At 45.8% G+C, this 18,285-nt stretch carries 15 protein-coding genes; 13 read left to right on the top strand and 2 right to left on the bottom strand.

Features of this window, described 5'->3' with window-relative positions:
• The 12 genes from PRIO_RS22685 to PRIO_RS22630 all read left to right on the top strand — a co-directional run bounded on the left by PRIO_RS22685 (position 1) and on the right by PRIO_RS22630 (position 15,712).
• Positions 1 to 6,882: a DUF6531 domain-containing protein gene (locus PRIO_RS22685; RefSeq protein ID WP_231869738.1), complete on the top strand. Its 6,882-nt coding sequence runs from the start codon at positions 1 to 3 to the stop codon at positions 6,880 to 6,882.
• 363 nt (positions 6,883 to 7,245) lie between these two features.
• The gene (locus tag PRIO_RS22680) at positions 7,246 to 7,590 is read left to right on the top strand and encodes a hypothetical protein (protein WP_046504813.1); all 345 of its coding nucleotides are present in this window, start codon (positions 7,246 to 7,248) and stop codon (positions 7,588 to 7,590) included.
• A 1,224-nt stretch (positions 7,591 to 8,814) separates the two neighbouring features.
• The gene (locus PRIO_RS35020; RefSeq protein ID WP_231869964.1) at positions 8,815 to 10,353 is read left to right on the top strand and encodes an RHS repeat domain-containing protein; all 1,539 of its coding nucleotides are present in this window, start codon (positions 8,815 to 8,817) and stop codon (positions 10,351 to 10,353) included.
• Between the two features lie 69 nt (positions 10,354 to 10,422).
• Entirely contained in the window at positions 10,423 to 10,950 is a 528-nt protein-coding gene (locus PRIO_RS22665) for a hypothetical protein (RefSeq protein ID WP_046504810.1), read from the top strand.
• A gap of 489 nt (positions 10,951 to 11,439) precedes the next feature.
• Positions 11,440 to 11,952, top strand: a complete 513-nt coding sequence (locus tag PRIO_RS22660) for a hypothetical protein (protein ID WP_046504807.1) — start codon at positions 11,440 to 11,442, stop codon at positions 11,950 to 11,952.
• A gap of 367 nt (positions 11,953 to 12,319) precedes the next feature.
• Positions 12,320 to 12,526 (top strand): hypothetical protein, encoded by a 207-nt coding sequence (locus PRIO_RS22655; RefSeq protein WP_046504804.1) that lies wholly within the window; start codon positions 12,320 to 12,322, stop codon positions 12,524 to 12,526.
• A 95-nt stretch (positions 12,527 to 12,621) separates the two neighbouring features.
• Positions 12,622 to 12,831 carry a hypothetical protein gene (locus PRIO_RS22650; protein WP_046504801.1) on the top strand — a complete coding sequence of 70 codons (210 nt, stop codon included), beginning with the start codon at positions 12,622 to 12,624 and terminating at the stop codon, positions 12,829 to 12,831.
• A 257-nt stretch (positions 12,832 to 13,088) separates the two neighbouring features.
• Positions 13,089 to 13,619: a hypothetical protein gene (locus tag PRIO_RS22645; RefSeq protein WP_167345655.1), complete on the top strand. Its 531-nt coding sequence runs from the start codon at positions 13,089 to 13,091 to the stop codon at positions 13,617 to 13,619.
• 166 nt (positions 13,620 to 13,785) lie between these two features.
• A complete protein-coding gene (locus PRIO_RS36185) occupies positions 13,786 to 13,941 on the top strand; it encodes a hypothetical protein (protein ID WP_167345654.1) in 156 nt (51 codons plus the stop codon).
• A gap of 185 nt (positions 13,942 to 14,126) precedes the next feature.
• Positions 14,127 to 14,471 carry a DUF3969 family protein gene (locus PRIO_RS22640; protein WP_046504795.1) on the top strand — a complete coding sequence of 115 codons (345 nt, stop codon included), beginning with the start codon at positions 14,127 to 14,129 and terminating at the stop codon, positions 14,469 to 14,471.
• A 624-nt stretch (positions 14,472 to 15,095) separates the two neighbouring features.
• Positions 15,096 to 15,275: a ribbon-helix-helix protein, CopG family gene (locus PRIO_RS22635; RefSeq protein WP_020432339.1), complete on the top strand. Its 180-nt coding sequence runs from the start codon at positions 15,096 to 15,098 to the stop codon at positions 15,273 to 15,275.
• 140 nt (positions 15,276 to 15,415) lie between these two features.
• Positions 15,416 to 15,712 (top strand): DUF6809 family protein, encoded by a 297-nt coding sequence (locus PRIO_RS22630; protein ID WP_020432341.1) that lies wholly within the window; start codon positions 15,416 to 15,418, stop codon positions 15,710 to 15,712.
• Positions 15,713 to 16,124: 412 nt separating this feature from the next.
• Here PRIO_RS22630 and PRIO_RS22625 read toward each other — a convergent pair whose 3' ends face one another.
• Together PRIO_RS22625 and PRIO_RS22620 are read right to left on the bottom strand one after the other, a co-directional pair.
• The gene (locus PRIO_RS22625) at positions 16,125 to 17,021 is read right to left on the bottom strand and encodes an RCC1 domain-containing protein (RefSeq protein ID WP_046504792.1); all 897 of its coding nucleotides are present in this window, start codon (positions 17,019 to 17,021) and stop codon (positions 16,125 to 16,127) included.
• Positions 17,022 to 17,040: 19 nt separating this feature from the next.
• Entirely contained in the window at positions 17,041 to 17,412 is a 372-nt protein-coding gene (locus PRIO_RS22620) for a hypothetical protein (RefSeq protein ID WP_020432348.1), read from the bottom strand.
• Positions 17,413 to 17,555: 143 nt separating this feature from the next.
• Here PRIO_RS22620 and PRIO_RS22615 point away from each other — a divergent pair, with 143 nt between their 5' ends.
• Positions 17,556 to 18,269, top strand: a complete 714-nt coding sequence (locus PRIO_RS22615) for a MerR family DNA-binding transcriptional regulator (protein WP_046504789.1) — start codon at positions 17,556 to 17,558, stop codon at positions 18,267 to 18,269.
• Positions 18,270 to 18,285 lie beyond the last annotated feature (16 nt).

Raw genomic sequence — 18,285 nt, 5'->3', positions numbered from 1 at the left:
ATGAAATTCCGAGTATTAAAAAGGAAATGGCGCAGCGGCAGCTTGAAGGCGCGTGTGAACCTCATGCTTGCGCTGCTGCTGGTCATATCTTACATCCCGGTTCTTCCGGGAATTGCCAAGCTCACATCGTCTGCCTATGCGGCTACCAATATGCGGATTGAACCGAGTGAGCTGAGTCCGGGACCCGGTAAAAGTGTGGAAATTTCGTTCAGCTTCAACGCAGCGGATGACGGCCAGGACCAGCATGAGACTAACATCAACCTGTGTACTCCGCAAAAAGACGGTTCTGCTCCGCTCCTTGGGGATCTGATTACGAGCGGCGTGTATCCGACGAAGAAGGACGGGCAATATATCGTTCATAAATATGTCTGGGATGGCAAGATCGGAGGCGTGCCGCTGGACGAAGGGCGTTATAACATCTGCATCTCTCCTGCTGAATATAACGGCTCTGGTGTGTATTACGGCCAAATCGCCAGCTTCGAAATCCTTGGCGGTGACGAGGTGCAGCCACCGGCAGCCTTGCAGATCAGACCTGCGGCCTCAGGACAATCTGTAGTATCAGGGACTGCTGAACCCGGAACGCTGCTGGAAGTGGAGCTCTACTATCCCTCCAGCGGAGAAGACAAGCTGTACCCCAATGTTGCAGTCAACAGCGCAGGACAATGGAGTCAGCAGCTCGGGATCACACCGGGCGTAACGGCGCATATTACGGCGAGAGCGAAGAAGGACGGTAAGTTCTCCGGGTATTCGGAGCCGCTTGCGGTGCTGCGTGCGCCTATGCCCGCTTTTACGCTGAGCTTGGAAGCCTTGGCTGCCTATTATTATAAGCTGGATTCTGTTCAGGCAATGAAAGAAAAAGCCAAGGACATCGCTGTACTGAACCAGTCTGCGGCCTCGTCGGGAACAATCAGCGGGTTGACCTCTATTCTGCTGACAGATCCTCAAACTGCCCGTGCTATTTCCAGCGGGGATCTGACGCAATTTACGGAAGCGGCCATCCAGGACCGGCTGCGGATCGTGAACCCGTCGGGGCAGGCGCCGGTTGATCCGGCCCGGGGGGATTTTGTCTACTCCAGCGATTCGATTAGTCTGCAGGCCTTGATGCCGCTGCAATTCGGACTGAGCTATTTAAGCCGTGACCCTTACAAGGGGGTTAATGGACTGGGGTGGCATCACAGCTATGAATGGAAGCTGAACCCGCTGAACGGCGGCAAGGTGGAAGTCATGAGCCCGGACGGTTCGCTTTTTGAATACGTGCCTTTGGCGGGAGGCCAGTATCTGACACCGCGAGGTACCGACTGGACGCTAAGTGCCCCTTCTTCAGGGGAATATACCCTTGCATCGCCGCAAGGCGATCTTTACCGGTTCAATGGTGAAGGGCTGCTGCAATCGGTCACGGATTTAAACGGGAATCAGATCGCTTTTGCTTATCAGGGTAAGAAGCTGGAAGAAGTCAGTACAGCCGGGGCTTCTCTAAGCTTAAGCTATGACGGGGCAGGAAAACTGATTGCTGTAAGTGATCTAACCGGCCGACAGATGTCATTTCATTATGATCCGGCAAGCGGAGACATGACCTCGATTACTGATGTGGATGGGGCCACAACCAAGCTTACCTATGATGACAACCATCACGTACTGAGCGTAACCGACGCCAAAGGAACTGCGGTGATGAGTGTTGCCTATGATGACCATCAGCGCGTGACCAGTTTCACCGATTTCTATGGCAATACGAGTTCCTCCGCCTATGAGGGGCGTGTGGCCCCAGTGGTCCGGGGAGAAGAGCCTGAAGGCGGCGGGACGGGAATTGATCCTGCGAACGGACGGGATATACCGGAATCTAATGAGGTGATTTTGTCCGGGACGATGAATAATCTGGCCCATGCACCTGCATACCGGAAGGTTGAAGGGCTGAAGCCGCTCATAGCTGACTATTTGGCAGGCAGCATTGGAACGATCGAGAGCAAACGGAATGCTTTTAGTGCCTCAGCGGTTGCCGCTCCGGGCGGGATTGCTGACATTCAAAGTGCGATAGCGGCCAGCAGCGCATCACCGGCTGTTGTGAGTTCGGGCCATTTGAATGTTGAAGAGAGCGTAACGTTCGGGTCACCGGGCAAGCCTGTCGTCCTGATCGTGGACGGGATGAATACGAACAAGGATATCACCGTGCGTGTATACGGCACGCTGATTCTGAAGCAGGGACTTAACGCCAACACCAAGCTTGCGCTCGATGTGCAAAAGGTTCAGGGCTTATACGGCAATCTGTGGTCCGGGGGGACCATCCATCTCAATAATGATTCTTCCGTAAAAGTGGGGGATACGCTGCAAACAGGTAGCCTGACCTACAACAGCGGCGGGCTGACCATTGATGCCCAGCGGATTCTTATTGCCGGGGACTTGTCGATCAATACACGCGTAGAGATGAACATTGCCCAGGAAATGACCGTTGGCGGAATTGTGTCCAACAACCAGACGGCGAATCTGACCGTGACCGGCGGTGACCTGTTCGTCCGCGACAACGTCAGTGTTAATAATAATTTGAAGGTGCAGACGGGCGGGCTGTTCGTGCTTGGGGGAGATATGACCCCGAACCAGACTCCAGTTGTCCGTACCGGGGTTGGCTCAGGCAAAACGATTCTGACTTATCCGCAGAGCAGTGCCGGCAGTGCTGGTTCCGTGAACACCAACAATGCTAGTTTTGGGAAAGTCAGCAGTGCAAGTCCGGAGAAAGCCGGCAGTGCAAGCTCCGAAAACGCGAGAAGTGCCAGTTCCGGAATTTCTGCAGCGGCGAGCCCTGCCGGACTAGCCTCTTCAATCGCCACTACCGCGAACAAGACTACATGGACCAATGCGCTTCATCAGGATACTTCATATATATGGAATAATCATTTCCAGATTGCTCAGCGGCAAGCGGCCAATGGCGCCGTCGTCAAATACAGTTATGACAGCAGCGACCGCGTAAAGACAATTACAGACGCTAACGGCAACAAAGGCAAATTTGCCTATGACGAGAGCGGGAATCTGACGCAGACGACAGACGAGAGCGGATACTCTTCACTCACCCGCTATAATGCAATGAACCGTCCGGTTGAAGAGATCGATGCTCTGGGCAACCGGGCCACCTATGAATATGACACAGCAGGCAATCTTGTCAAAAGCACGGATGCCCTCGGCGGTGTGGTCACCATTGCCAGAGACAGTGCCGGGGTCCCGGTCTCCGTTACGGATGCCGAAGGACACACAACGGCCTACACTAACGATGCTGACGGATTCGCCAAGGAAATCAAAGACCCGAGCGGATACACGACAATTATTGAACGCGATACTCTGCACCGGACAACTAAGATCACGGATGCGGAAGGCAAGCTGCAGGCTGTCGACTATGACCAGAAAGACCGTGCAGTTGCGGTTACGAATGCGCTGGACCAGACAAGCAGCGTTACCTACGACGCGAACGGTAATCCTGTGGAACACACTAACGAAGCTGGTAGTAAGACGGTCAGCAATTATCAGGTGTACCGTCTGAGCAGCACAGAGGACGCGCTTCAAAACAGCACCACCAAGACCTATGATGCGCTCGGCCGCGTCATAGAAGCGAAGGACGAAGCGGGAGCAGTCACGGCTTACAACTATGACAGCGTCGGACAGCTGGAGGAAGTTACAGATGCCGAAGGCCAGTCCAACACGTATACCTACGATGATAACGGAAATATGCTCACCCAAAAGGATGCGAAGGGCAACATCACCTCCTACACGTACAGCAAGCGCAATGAACTGCTGAGCGTAACCGATCCGCTTGGAGCCAAGACGCGTTACCGTTATGATGCAGCAGGCAATACTATCAAAGAGACTGATGCGCTCGGCAACAGCACCTACTATGACTACAATGCGCTGGGACAACTGGTGAAGGTAACGGACGCACTTGGTGCGGTAACTGAATACCAGTATGACAAGAACGGCAACCAGGTCGCAGTGATTGATCCCAACCATTCGATCTGGACGACCAAATATGACAGCCGGAGTCTGGATGCGGGAACGATTAATCCGCTGAAAGAGGAAACTGCAGTCACACGCAATGCGCGCGGACTAATGACCGAATTCCTGGATGCGGCAGGACAGAAGACTACTTACGAATACGATGCTTTGGGACGGAATACACGGGTGCGCAATGCACTGGGGTACGAAACCATTTACGCTTACGACGCGCAGGGCAATGTAGAGAAGATCGTGAATGCGAATCATCACGAGACGGCTTTTACGTATGATCCGCTGGGTAGATTAACAGAAGTAAAGAATGCGGAAGGCAGTACCACTAAATACTCCTACGACGCCTCCGGCAACCTGCTGGACAAAACCAATGCCCTCGGAGCTGTAACATCCTACCGCTACGATACACTGAACCGGGTCATTGAATCGGTGAATCCGCTGCAGGAGATAACCAGCCTTGCCTATGATGAGAACGGCAATCTGCAGAAGGTCACAGAACCGGACAGCAATACAACCGTCTATGCCTATAATAAGGGCAATCAAGTGGAACAGATTCAGTACGGCAACGATCTCACGGTAAAATATAAATATGATCTCGCGGGACGCCGCTCCCTGATGACTGACAGCACCGGGGACACCCGGTACACCTATGACGCACTCAACCGGCCAACCTCGGTGATAGATCCGCGGGGCAACAACGTGCGTTATGAGTGGACTGCAACCGGACAGCGCAGCCGGATCATTTATCCGGATAATACCGTGGTCAGCTATGACTATGACAAGCTTGACCGCATCAAGCAAGTAACGGATGCACAGAACGGGATCACCAGTTACCTGTATGATGCAGCCGGCCGTCTGAAGGAGAAGCTGCTGCCGAACAAAGGTCAGAGCACCTACAGCTATGACGGGGCGGGACAACTGCTGGAGATGAAGCATACGGCCCCAGGCGGCGCACTGTTGGAGCAGCTGACCTATGTGTACGATCCGGCAGGCAATAAAATCCGCAGTGAACGCCAAGAAGGCGGAAGCGATGAGGACAATCCTGCTGGAACGCCGCGTCCGGCGGACATTGCGGATTATGCCTACGATGCGCTGAACCAGCTGGTTCAAGTGCAGAAGCAGAACGGCTCCAGGGTCGTCTACTCCTATGACACCGTGGGCAACCGGCTGGGGAAAGAAACCACCGGAGCCGGAACCACCATCAAGGAACTATACACCTACGATGCGGCGAACAAGCTGACCCATTTTGAAAAAGGCAGCGACTACAAGGACTACACCTACGACAAGCGCGGCAATCTGCTGGAAGTGAGCGGTATCGACAGCGAAGCGGCTCTGGGCCTGTTCACGGCGAAGACGAGGGCGCAGAAGACCACAGTGCCGGACAGTGTCTACTCGAATACTGGGACAAGCGGACTGGAAGCGGGCGGGGATGCAAAGGTCAAGGCAGACCCAAGTGCAAGCGCAGGTGGAGGTACAAGTGCAGGTGCAGCCGTTGCTACAAATGCGGACGCAAATGATGCAGCCACAACCGCGGCTACAGATCCGTTGGTTGAGCTTTTAGATCCGTTGTCATCGATTCCAGATCCAGCCTCAAGCCCTGCCGGAACGATACCAACCGATGTTGAAGGAGCTTCATTATCCGGTCTGCCGGATGCGGATGTTAAAGCAGGAGTAACAGGGGATGTCTACGGCGATAAGGCTCTAACTCCCGAAGCGCTCTTGAAAGCTGCGCAGGCCGCAGGCCCGCAGGTGCTGGAGAGCAACCGCTGGGATGCATCGAACCGCCTGATCAAAAACACCAATACGTACGGCGACATCACCACGTACCAGTATGACGGTGACGGCAACCGGGTCAGCATGCGGACCACCCTCGGTGACGGTGCGGTTCAGGATGCCTACCTGCCAGGAAACCCTGCGGGTACCCGTGACGGTTGGGAGCCGCAGTATAAGAAACGGCAGCTCGAGCTTTATTTTACCAATGATATCACTATGAGTATTCCGCAGCCTCTGATGGCTACTGGAGCTGCAGGACAGAACTGGAAGCAGTCCTATGTCTACGGAGCCGGTGAAGAGCGGATCAGCATGAGCTATCTGGTCAGCGGAGATAAGAGCAACGATTGGGAACCGGCGACCGGAGCCAGCGCTGCTGGCACGGCGGCGGGTGCGCCGAAGACACTCTTTTATCTGAGTGATGCGCAGGGCAGCGTCATCGGGCTGGAAGGCCAGGACGGCAGCATGTCCGCGCGATACCGCTACGACGAATTCGGCGTGGCCGAAGCTCCGGAGAAATTCGACCTGAACTGGTCCGGCCCGGACAACTTGTTCGGCTATACCAGCCTGGGCTATGATTACTACAGCGGCTACTCCCATGCACAGGCGCGGGATTTTGACTCCAGCATTGGGCGGTTTATCAGTGAGGATACGTATGAAGGCCAGCTGATCGATCCGCTGAGTTTGAATTTGTATGCGTATGTTAAGAACAATCCGCTGCGGTATACGGATCCAAGTGGGAACAAGCCATGGGAGCCTTATGATGTAAACGAACTAAGACTCTTACTGAATGATGCAATAGCGCATAAACTGAATAAAGGAAGCGACCTGTATAATGCATATTATAATAAAATATGGGAACGGTACGGCTTTGAAGACTTTATGGAAAAGAGTCAGTACAGTTACTACTTTAAGTTATTAACAGGAAACAGTTCTGGCAAAAACAACGCGAGTAACGCAAACGCAGCAAGAGAAGAGCTAGTTTCAGCATTTTTCGATGCAAATCTGGCAACGTATATTGCATCTATGGCAATGGAGGGGTCAACTCATGTAAGTACCGTTAAGATAAAAAGTCCTACGGTGACGGATAGTGAGGCGGTAGTTACTAAGGGGACGGGTAAAAGTTAGGACTTTTACTTCAACCGACAAGTATGTAGGCGAAACTGCAAATGCAATTGAAGCAAGATACCCAGGAAAAGTTGTCGATGTTAATAAAAAAGTTTATAGGCAGGATGGAACTCCATTAACTGATTATGATATTGAACTTGATAATGCGATAATACAAGTTAAACAAGGTGGCGGAAAAGGTGCGACGCGGCAAGCAATTAATACTGCCACAAGTACGAGTAAAGAAGTTGTTGTTTATTTACCTGATCAGAGTCCAAATTCCGCTGTTGTAAAAGGGCTTCAAAAAGAAGGATTCCGTGTGTTTACAAATCAAGAGGAATTAATTAATTATGTTGGTAGATAACAAGGAAGGGAGCATGAGACGTGCAATGGATAATTCTAATAGGCAATGAACATTTTAATCTAAAACTAATTCGTGATCTGCAACATGATGGTGAGAATACAATCACCAGTCTTAATACGAATAGATTTGTTGTAGATTATGGTAACGATCATGTGTTTTATGAGAGTGTGGAAGATATCATTAATGATTATGAAGAAGATGATATAAAGCGAATTCCTTTTCCAAATCCTCATTTCATTATGATGACGTATACGAATGGAAAATTGATGAAACAAATATTATCCCAAGACAATTTTCCACGGGGCATCTATATTGATGATGATAACGGGAATATATTACCAATAGAGGAATTCATAGTATCTTAATTCTATATCACTTTCAATCTTGATCGAGTGTGCGTTAAACAAGGAATTCTTATTTCTTTAAGGTTTTGGGGCTACCCAGTGCCGAATGAGCCCAACATTCAACCAATACACATATAACCCATGTAATACCCGTATAAAGATTTAGTCATTTCGTTTGTACGTATAGTAATGCTTGAAAATATAACCTACTTAACGCTAAAGAGTTACAAAAAACAGGTCGATTATGGTCTGATACTACCATGATTGACCTGTTTTTTGTTAGGTTCAATTTCTTGCAGTTTTTCCAAATCTATCACATCTGTAACAGATTGTGCTTATCTTGGCGGTGGTGGAACTTGGATTGCAACTTTCACGATGGATAGAACGACCACTGATAGTAAGATCATTCGGCGAAGCGTGGCAATTTGTTCGCAACTTAACTGCCATTGTAACGATGGTTATCGTGTAGGCACAATCTGGTGACTACCAGTCAACATATACAGGTAAGGATACGTTAATATAGTCCGGAATTCGTTAAATAATTTCGGTTGGGGGCTACATGGAAGGAGTACATTCGATTGACCGTATTGTAGTAGAGTTTACAGACGTGTATTGGGATTTTTTTAATCCTTTTCGGTTACGTCTTTGTGAGCAATTAAACGCTAGTCTTCGCTTGAAGGAGAAGGGGGTTAAGTACCATTTGCATATAAGAGATGTTGGGCATTACCTGCATATCTCTTATCAATTAACCTTCGTTCCAAAGTCGAGAAAGAACACGCTAAGAATCGAGTGTCACCCTGATAGTCTCGTTCATTTCTATTCTTGGCTTAAGCCATTAAAGGACAATGCCACAGCCATATTGTTTGTTTGATGCGATGTAGCCTTTGACATACCGTTACCCATATCAGAGTTGTTTACTTTATCGCGTACAGGGAGGAACATGCACCAATGGAAAGGAACTCGATGCTCCAACAAGTCAGAAGATAGTTATTGGGGAGAAGACAATAATCCTTTAAGTCTGAATTTGTACACCTATGCGAACAATGATCCGATTCCTCGACCCGACAGGACAATGGGCGGAGGGCGACCAATATCCATTCCTTTATGATATTCTTAAAATTCTCTGTACGTACCAACAAGATCCGTTGACGATGGCTCCTCCGCCCTTTTGCCTGAGGCTGAGGGTGCTACCGACACTGAAGTTAAGAGGATGTCTATGGAGCTGACAATGTCCTGAACTTGGATGTGCTGCTTCAGGCTGCTGCACTGGCCGCAGGTCCGCAGGTGCTGGAGAGCAACCGCTGGGATGCATCGAACCGCCTGATCAAAAACACCAATACGTACGGCGACATCACCACATACCAGTATGACGGTGACGGCAACCGGGTCAGCATGCGGACCACCGTCGGTGACGGTGCGGTTCAGGATGCTTACCTGCCCGGCAACCCTGCGGGTAACCGTGACGGTTGGGAGCCGCAGTTTAAGAAACGGCAGCTCGAGCTTTATTTTACCAATGATATCACTATGAGTATTCCGCAGCCATTGATGGCTACTGGAGCTGCAGGACAGAACTGGAAGCAGTCCTATGTCTACGGAGCTGGTGAAGAGCGGATCAGCATGAGCTATCTGGTCAGCGGAGACAAGAGCAACGATTGGGAACCGGCGGCCGGGGCCAGCGGTGCTAGCGCAGCGGCGGGCACGCCGAAGACACTCTTTTATCTCAGTGATGCGCAGGGCAGTGTCATCGGGCTGGAAGGCCAGGACGGCAGCATGTCCGCGCGATACCGCTACGACGAATTCGGCGTGGCCGAAGCTCCGGAGAAATTCGACCTGAACTGGTCCGGCCCGGACAACTTGTTCGGCTACACGAGCCTGGGCTATGATTACTACAGCGGCTACTCCCATGCACAGGCGCGGGATTTTGACTCCAGCATTGGACGGTTTATCAGCGAGGATACGTATGAAGGCCAGCTGAACGATCCGCTGAGTTTGAATTTGTATGCGTATGTTAAGAACAATCCGCTGCGGTATACGGATCCAAGTGGGAACAAGCCATGGGAGCCTTATGATGTAAACGAACTAAGACTCTTACTGAATGATGCAATAGCGCATAAACTGAATAAAGGAAGCGACCTGTATAATGCATATTATAATAAAATATGGGAACGGTACGGCTTTGAAGACTTTATGGAAAAGAGTCAGTACAGTTACTACTTTAAGTTATTAACAGGAAACAGTTCTGGCAAAAACAACGCGAGTAACGCAAACGCAGCAAGAGAAGAGCTAGTTTCAGCATTTTTCGATGCAAATCTGGCAACGTATATTGCATCTATGGCAATGGAGGGGTCAACTCATGTAAGTACCGTTAAGATAAAAAGTCCTACGGTGACGGATAGTGAGGCGGTAGTTACTAAGGGGACGGGTAAAACTGGTACAGTATGGGATTCAATGAAAGCTACGCAGCCATTATACGAAGGCACACAAATACCGAAATCTTTTGAGATTAGTGTCGGAAATCAAAAAGTATGGGTTCATGGGAATGCAACAGAGCATATGTATGAGGACGTTGCAAAAGTTATGAAAACTCCTGGAATAGACCCGAAGTTATACTCTCAGCAATTGCTGACAGATTTTCAAGGTTCATTACAACAGGCAACACAAAATGGTATTAAGTATGGAGAATTGATGAATGTGGGCAAGTGGGAGTTTAAATTTTCTCCACCGAGAGAGCAGGGGCAGTTGCCAGCACTAATACATGCTCAGTTCAATGGATGGGGAAAATAATCATTTAAACTGGGTGCTAGGGGATTTACAGTATGTAAGTCCCCCACTAACTAAAAGGTAGGTATAAAAATGCTTAACGTAAGAAAACTAGCAAACATTGTAGAAGAATTATTAGAAATTGACCCATACATTCCAATAAAGATTAGGTGGGGAAAATGGAATGAAATACTCGACCCAACTATTTACTGGAGAACTGGTGATTTTAAAAAGTCCCTAATTGAGATTGGTATTTCTTCTGAATCAGGCTTAATTCGTACTGTAACAGTTGTACACTCAGATAAAATTATTAGCGATTCTACAGGTATTAATTGGCCTGATATAGTTCAAGAAGGTACCCCAATATTTAAAGTGTCAAATTGGCCAGAAAACGGAAGATTGGATGAAAACGGTGCATTTGAAATTTGGCTCAGCAAAACTGAAGTTAATCTGGTACTATCCAAAAATACAATTGTTAAGAAAGTTATTTCAGGTAGAGTATGCTTTGGACTGGATAGCTGTTCGAATGTTTGTTTAGTAAGTGTATGTACGCTATCAGATGAAGAAGAGATGCAAGTAAAAGATACTCTTGAATATATGATTAGACAAAATCAAATATAGACGATCGAATTTCAAAGTACCCTTGATTGGCTTCGTGCCTCTCAAGGTTTATATTTTGTGGGGCTACCCAGTACCGAATGAACCCATCATTCAACCAATAACTCATATAACCCATGTAAGACCCGTATGAAGATTTTGTCAGTTTGCTTGTACGCACATCAAAGCTTGAATTTTATAACCTAAATAACGCTATACCGTTACGCTCTACAGGTCGATTATGGTCAGATACTACCATGATTGACCTGTTTTTTGTTATCTTCGCTTTCTTGCGTTACGAGGTATACTACAAAGACCTAATGTAGTCAAATCTCCGGTTACAGCTATACAGGGTGGTCAGTATGTTAGAATTGTAAATACAGGCGAAGTTGTTGGGAATTCAGCTCTTAAGTTTGGTGGAAAGAAAACTACTTGGATTAAAATTTTTACTGATAAGGCTGGTAATTTGATAACAACTTATCCTGTACCAGCACCAAAATAGGAGGGGGCTCTATGAATTTTATTTTGTGGGAAAGTTTCATGGATTGTTTGGAGAATCCTGAGGGCACAAAAAATTATATAAATTATTATTCAGTATTAACTTTATGGTTACGGAATAATAAACATTATTTTTCGGAAGCTTTATTTAAAAAAAATCGATTGGATATACTTACGAATCTAAACCCTAATATATATGTCATTGAAGATCCAGGATTCCCGATTGCTAGCGAACTGCAGAGATTCGAGAGAAATAAACCAAAAAATTTAGAAGTTTTTGCTATGATATTAGGAAATAGGTTGTGGGATATGGTGACCATTAGAGGAAAAGCATGTCCTAATTGTGAAGGCGATGAAATGAGATATCTTCTGGCAGAGGAATTAGCGAAGAAAAATAAAAAGATTATTTTAGAGTGCAATAGCTGTGGATGGACTGAGAATATTGATGGAACATCTTGGGAGCAGGCAGATAAAGTAGTAATATTACCAGTAAGTAAGAATGAAATCGAGAAATTATTAATATCCTAAATGATGCTTAACAATTACATTGCACAGGTTGATTATTACTCGCAATTATTGCTAGACGACTTTTCGGGTGTGTTACAACAGGCAACAAGAAATGACATCCAATATGATAAACTTATTACTGTTGGAAATTGAGAATCAAATTTAGTCCTCCTAGTACGGTAACTGGATTACAGATAAGCACAAGAGTCAAACAGGTACTGTAATAAAACTGAATTAGTTCATATTGTGGAGGGCGGGGGAATATCCTCCTTCCATTTTATACAATTATTTTAAAGACACAACTTTCTGTTATGATGTTCAAGTTTGGACGAATGAGGGAATATCTTTTTTGACGATAGAAAACCAACGATTATTTAGGAGGGATTTAATGGAAGATAAACAGGTGTTTATGAGGGGTTACATAAACAAAGATATCAAGATAACATTTCTTGATAACTTATATGTAACGGGAGTGTATGTTGATTATTATTATTCTAATAATGTCATAGTTTTAGTACCTGAAGACGGGCATGATGATGCACGGCTTTTAATTCCGCTAAGTGCAATAAAAACTTTAGCTCCCTGGATCCATTAATGAATATGATTACTAGAAAGAATTTTAATAACTTTACTTTAATTTTGGATATGGCAAGATGGAAATTACTTACTTGTAGTATTAGGAGGGGTATCATGGAAAAACAAGAGATTTTTATGGAGAATTATTTAGATAAATATATTAAGATAACATTTCTTGATAATTTACATGTAATAGGAATGTATATTAGTTATTATTCATTCAACAATACTATCGTGATAATGCCTGAGGAAGACCATGATGATACACGGCTTTTAATTCCGCTAAGCGCAGTGAAAACGATTGAGCCATGGCCGATTGACTAATGTGAGGTTTGGAATTTAGATTTAAATAATATAGCTAGAACCACATGTGATTAATGCCCATGTGGTTTCTTTTATTAGTTATAGCTCTATACGGTGCCTAAAGAATCGGTCGAATCTAAAGTAGGTTATGTGAAATATGTACGATTTATGGATGAATTAACTAAACGGGGTATTAAATATATTATATATGACATATGAGGTGATCCCTTTTGTATCCGAAGCTAGTAGCACCATTTGAAATTATACCCTTTGAAATAATGACAAAAAAAGAAGCCAAACAATATTTTGATTGGTTCGTTTTACAGATACCAACGAGAATAGACACATTAATCGCACATTATGTAGAAACATTGGGGGGAGGAAAAGAGGAATTAGATTTATCTCAGGAATCATTAGTTAACCTATGGAAGTGGTTTATTCAACGAATAGAGATGGTGCCTAAGACGAAAGAAGAGTTAGAAGAAGATGTAGATGCTGCTCCTGATTGGTTAAAAGAAGAAGTCGCTAACAACACCCTGAAGTTTAGTGAATTTACGAGCTCATTAATCATTGATGTGGGTATCTATTTTGGATCAGTGTTTTTAAATGAAATGCGTACATTGGAATGGGGAATAATACACAAGCCTAAAAATCATGTGGATATTAACCGACCAGTAATAACAGGGTTTAAGAAAATGGAGTTAAATCCTATTTCAGTAGTCAATAATAGTTCCCTAGCTATAGTTGAAAAAAATTCAAATGAAAATCAACTATTTGAACTTTATAATATCTGGAAAGAATATTTATAAAAGTATGGATCTAACCATATGTAGTTTATAACTATATGTGGTTTCTTTTTGTGTACTGGGGAAGTCTTATGTATTCGGAGCTTGCGCCAAGTCTGCAGAGCCGAAGACACTCAATTATCAGTGATGCGCAGGGCAGCGTCATCGGGCTGGAAGGCCAGGCGGCAACATGTCCGCACGGTACCGTTACGACGAATTCGGCGTGGCCGAAGCTCCAGAGAAATTCGACCTGAACTGGTCCGGCCCGGAGAACTTGTTAGGCTACACGAGCCTGGGCTGTGATTACTACAGCGGCTACTCCCATGCGCAGGCGCGGGATTTTTGACTCCAGTATTGGACGGTTTATCAGCGAGGATACGTATGAAGGAGTAGACATATGAGTTGGGATTCAGGATTACTTGCGGAACTACGAGCTTGCTATTGAATCTGGTAAAACAAGTGTTTAATATCAAGGTGAAAAATGGATGGAGCAACTCGTCAAGTCAAATGCCTTTATGAAGGAGTGGTATATTGAATTTACAAATTGAATTGAAGCATTCAGGCGAAATTCAAAAGTTTTTATGTATATTAAATCTTGGCATGCTTGATTCCTTGCTTGAAGGAGCATTAACATTTGAAGATGCATATTCGTATCTATACCGTCCTTATGTAGGACAACTTCTAAAACAAAATAATGCCAACAAAGAAATAATTGAATTGTTTGAAGAATGCTGTATGTTGGAAGATATACGAGACATGGCTCCGGAAAAGCTACAAGATGCACTTGAACTGAAAAAGGAAGAAACATTAGATTTACTTAAATCCTTGTCTAGTACAGAAAATTCGATGTATTGGCTTAACAAATTTGACGAATGAGGCAATCCTCAAGGTTTTTTCTTTTATCCCTACCCAGTCACGATTGAATGTATCTTTAAGGAAAAGAAAACCCAAATCCATCGGGGCTAATCATAGTCGTCTCAAGTGTCAATATGTAGCTATGACACGAGTGAAAGCGCTTTTATGTCTTGAATGCCGATAGAGTTTGTAGATGAGAAAATAAAGAAAAGGTTAGAAGATGTAGGATGGACATTGAATATTATATCTTAGGAGTCTGTCTGACGGGTACGGATAATTGTTGGCATAATTTCAAAAAGTTTGCTTTTATAGTGTATCCCGCATGTCAAAGGTGTCCCACTGGAAAGCCCCTTGCTTATTCAACTTAGGGCTTTTTTCACTTGAGGTGATACATGTGCTGAAGTGGTGATCGACAAGGTTCGGGTGCTTTGAGTATCACACAAGCAGAGGGGTCTTAGGGCGGATGCCCCTAACAAGCGAATTTGGATATCCAAATTCAGTGCTTGCTGTAACACAAGACAGAAGCATTGTGTTGTAAAATGCCTAACCAGCCGAGAAAAAACAAGCACAAGGATTAATGAGTGAGTTGATTTTTTGTTGCTACAATAATATACTTGTTATGGACACAAAAAGTGGGGTGAAGTGATGTCGTCCAAAAAGATGGGGCGTCCACCGTCTGATAATCCCAAAAGCGAATTAATTCGCGTACGTGTCGATCAAGCCATTTTGAGTAAGCTGGACGCTTGCACCAAAAAGCTGAATACGACCCGTTCCGATGTAATTCGCAGAGGAATTGAAAAGGTGTATGACGAGCTCCAAAAATAAAGAAGGAAGCAGCGTGAGTCCCGAGAAGAACACCGCTACTTCCTATCCCGCAATCGCTTGGATAAGCAGACTGCATAAATATCCTACCATGTGCAGGAATCTCATTCAAGCGATGCGATGATAATAATGGGAGGATGAACATGAAAACTATATTGGAAGCCCTCTACCGTGGACAAATTAACCCCGACGAGGTGATTATTCCGTCTCAGCCGGAATACCGTTCTGTAAGCCGACAAGTGTCAGCGCAGACGATGCAATGGCGTGAACGGTTAGGTGAGGAAGCGTTTCGTGAACTGGAGGAATATTTTGACTTGTGCGATAGATTGGATAGTATGCATGTGGAAGCTGCTTTTCTACATGGGTTCAGGTTGGGAGCAAACCTACTCATTGAGGTTATGAGCAATCGGGAGGAGTTGATTCCATTGAAACCTCAATGATCAATTGCAAAGGCTTCAAGAAAAGTACTTAAAGAGTTGAAAGCTAAAAACTGGGTAACTGATGATGTTGAAGATTTAATAAAGCAAGTAGAATAATAGATTTGACCTTGGGGGTATAAGTTCCTCAAGGTCATTCTTTTGCCCCCACCCAATGCCGAATGAATTGGGCGGCACATATAGTAATGGCTTAACCCGCATCACCCCCGTATAACATTCCCTAATCCGTTAACATTCAGTTGGAATGATGCGAGGGTCAAATAGAATTTCAGCAAAATTACATTTATCAATCACACAAGAACTTTATCAAACGGGATCGATACGGCTTTGTATCCATCATGAGCAAAACCTATGCAAGTAAAATCAGCGATTCGGCCCTTTTATCTGCTTGGAAAGTTGTTATAAATATTGAATACTATTTACCGGGCAGTCGGATGCCGCGCCAGGCGCTTACATCGCACTGTCCATATTCATTATCACCTACAGCAACCACTGTGCCGTCCGCTTTAAGCCCCACGGTATGGGCACAACCCGCCGCAATCGCTACAATATCGCGCCAATCACTTACATTACATTGGCCATACTCATTCCAGCCCGCAGCTGCCACAGTACCGTCCGATTTAAGCCCGATGGTATGACTGCTACCCGCCGCAATCGCCACAATACCGCGCCAGCCGCTTAAATCGCATTGGTTATGTTTATTCCAGCCCGCAGCCGCCACCGAGCCGTCCGATTGAAGCAGGGCGGTATGAAGGTAACCCGCAGCTACCGCCACTATGTCGCCCCAACCGTTTACATCGCATTGGCGATACCGGTTATTTCCCGCAGCCGTCACCGTGCCATCCGATTTAAGCCCGATGGTATGCCAGTCACCCGCTGCGACCGCCACAATATCATGCCAGCCGCTTACATTACATTCACCTTCATTATTTCGGCCCGCTGCTACCACCGTGCCGTCCGATTTAAGCCCAATGGTACGGCACCAGCCTGCCGCAACCGCTACAATATCGCGCCAGTCGTTTACATCGCATTGGTTATGCTTATTCCAACCGACAGCCGTCACCGTACCGTCCGATTTAAGCCCGATGGTATGGGCATTACCCGTGTTCTTTGCCATATGAACATTACCCGCCGCAACCGCTACAATATTGCGCCAGCCGCTCACATCACATTGGCCATATTTATTATCACCCACAGCTGTCACTGTGCCGTCGGATTTAAGCAGTGCGGTATGGCGGCGACCCGCCGTTATGGTATTTTTAGGGTACTGTTTCGCCTTTAGCACCGCTTCGTTTGGTGTAATGAAATCCATGTCATACCTCCGATTACGCTTATTCGATCTTTTCAATCAAATCGTCCAAATAGAAAACTGCAACTTTTATAGCCTCTATCCTTCTCATAATGTAGGTACGCTGCCCGCTGCCCTCTTTTGATCTCTTAAGAAATGAAGGAAGTGTCAACAGCAAACTCGCCAGCTCCTTTTTTGCTTCGATTAAATCTGTTTTGCAGACATCCAATTCCCGGCCTTCCCAACGGGCAAGAAGCGTTTCTGCGCCAATCCGGGCAGCCTTCATTCGCTTCTCAAGCAACCTCGTCTGTGGTGCATCTGTTTTCATATGCGAGAGCGCCTTTTCCGATTTACGAATAATCGACTTAAACGCTTCAACCGACTGCTGCTTTTCTTCTGCTGTCAAATTTTCCATGAACAATTCACCCTCCTGCTTCGATCATACAACATTCATGCAATATTTCGTTTGTTGTACCAGGAATCCTTGTGTGGACAGCCATTGTCTCTTACAATATTGTTGCTGTACTTTAGAGTTTGACTTTAAGGAAGGTGTCGCAGGTGGACAAAACCTTTACGCCAAAACAGATAGCTAAGAGACTTCAGGTCAGCACCACAACCTTGCGAAGATATGAAGATCTCGATTTGGTACCTGACGTACCTCGAACAGCCAGTAATAGAAGATTTTATTCACCGGTCCATGTTCAAGCATTCATTGCTTTACGTACCTTGATACAAGGATTCGGTATTCCTGTCAGCTACGATGTCATGAGTCTGTTAAAAAAAGGTCACGTCGAACAGGCACTTTGGAAAATCAATTCACATCAATACAACATCCAAATGGAGAAGCAACGGGTTGAAGAGGTCATGAGCTTAATTCAAAAAACCGATTTCTCCAAGTACAAAAATGTGCAGGTAACGGAAGAAATGAAAATCGGGGAGGTTGCCGCTATCACTGGTGTAAACCCGTCCGCTATCCGGCATTGGGAAAAGGAGGGGCTTATCCGCGCCAAGCGGAATCCGGAAAACGGATATAGAGTCTTTACATCCCGGGAATTAAAAAAGATTATTGTGCTAAGCAGCTTAAGGAAAACCGTCTTTTTCATTGAAAGCATGAAGCAGTTGCTTGAAGCTTTAGAGATCCATGATCTTACTACAATTGAACGTTCCTTCAAAGTGGCTCTGCAAAAGCTGAATGAGCAATTGGAAAAGCAAATGAACGGCATAGCGGAACTGATGAGATATATACAATTTTGTAAATCGTTGGAGTGTTAACTGACCGAGAAAACTT

The sequence above is a fragment of the Paenibacillus riograndensis SBR5 genome (assembly GCF_000981585.1).
Lineage (GTDB): Bacteria > Bacillota > Bacilli > Paenibacillales > Paenibacillaceae > Paenibacillus_AQ > Paenibacillus_AQ riograndensis.
Note: the sequence above shows the minus strand (reverse complement) of the source record. Positions and strands in the feature narration are given on the sequence as shown.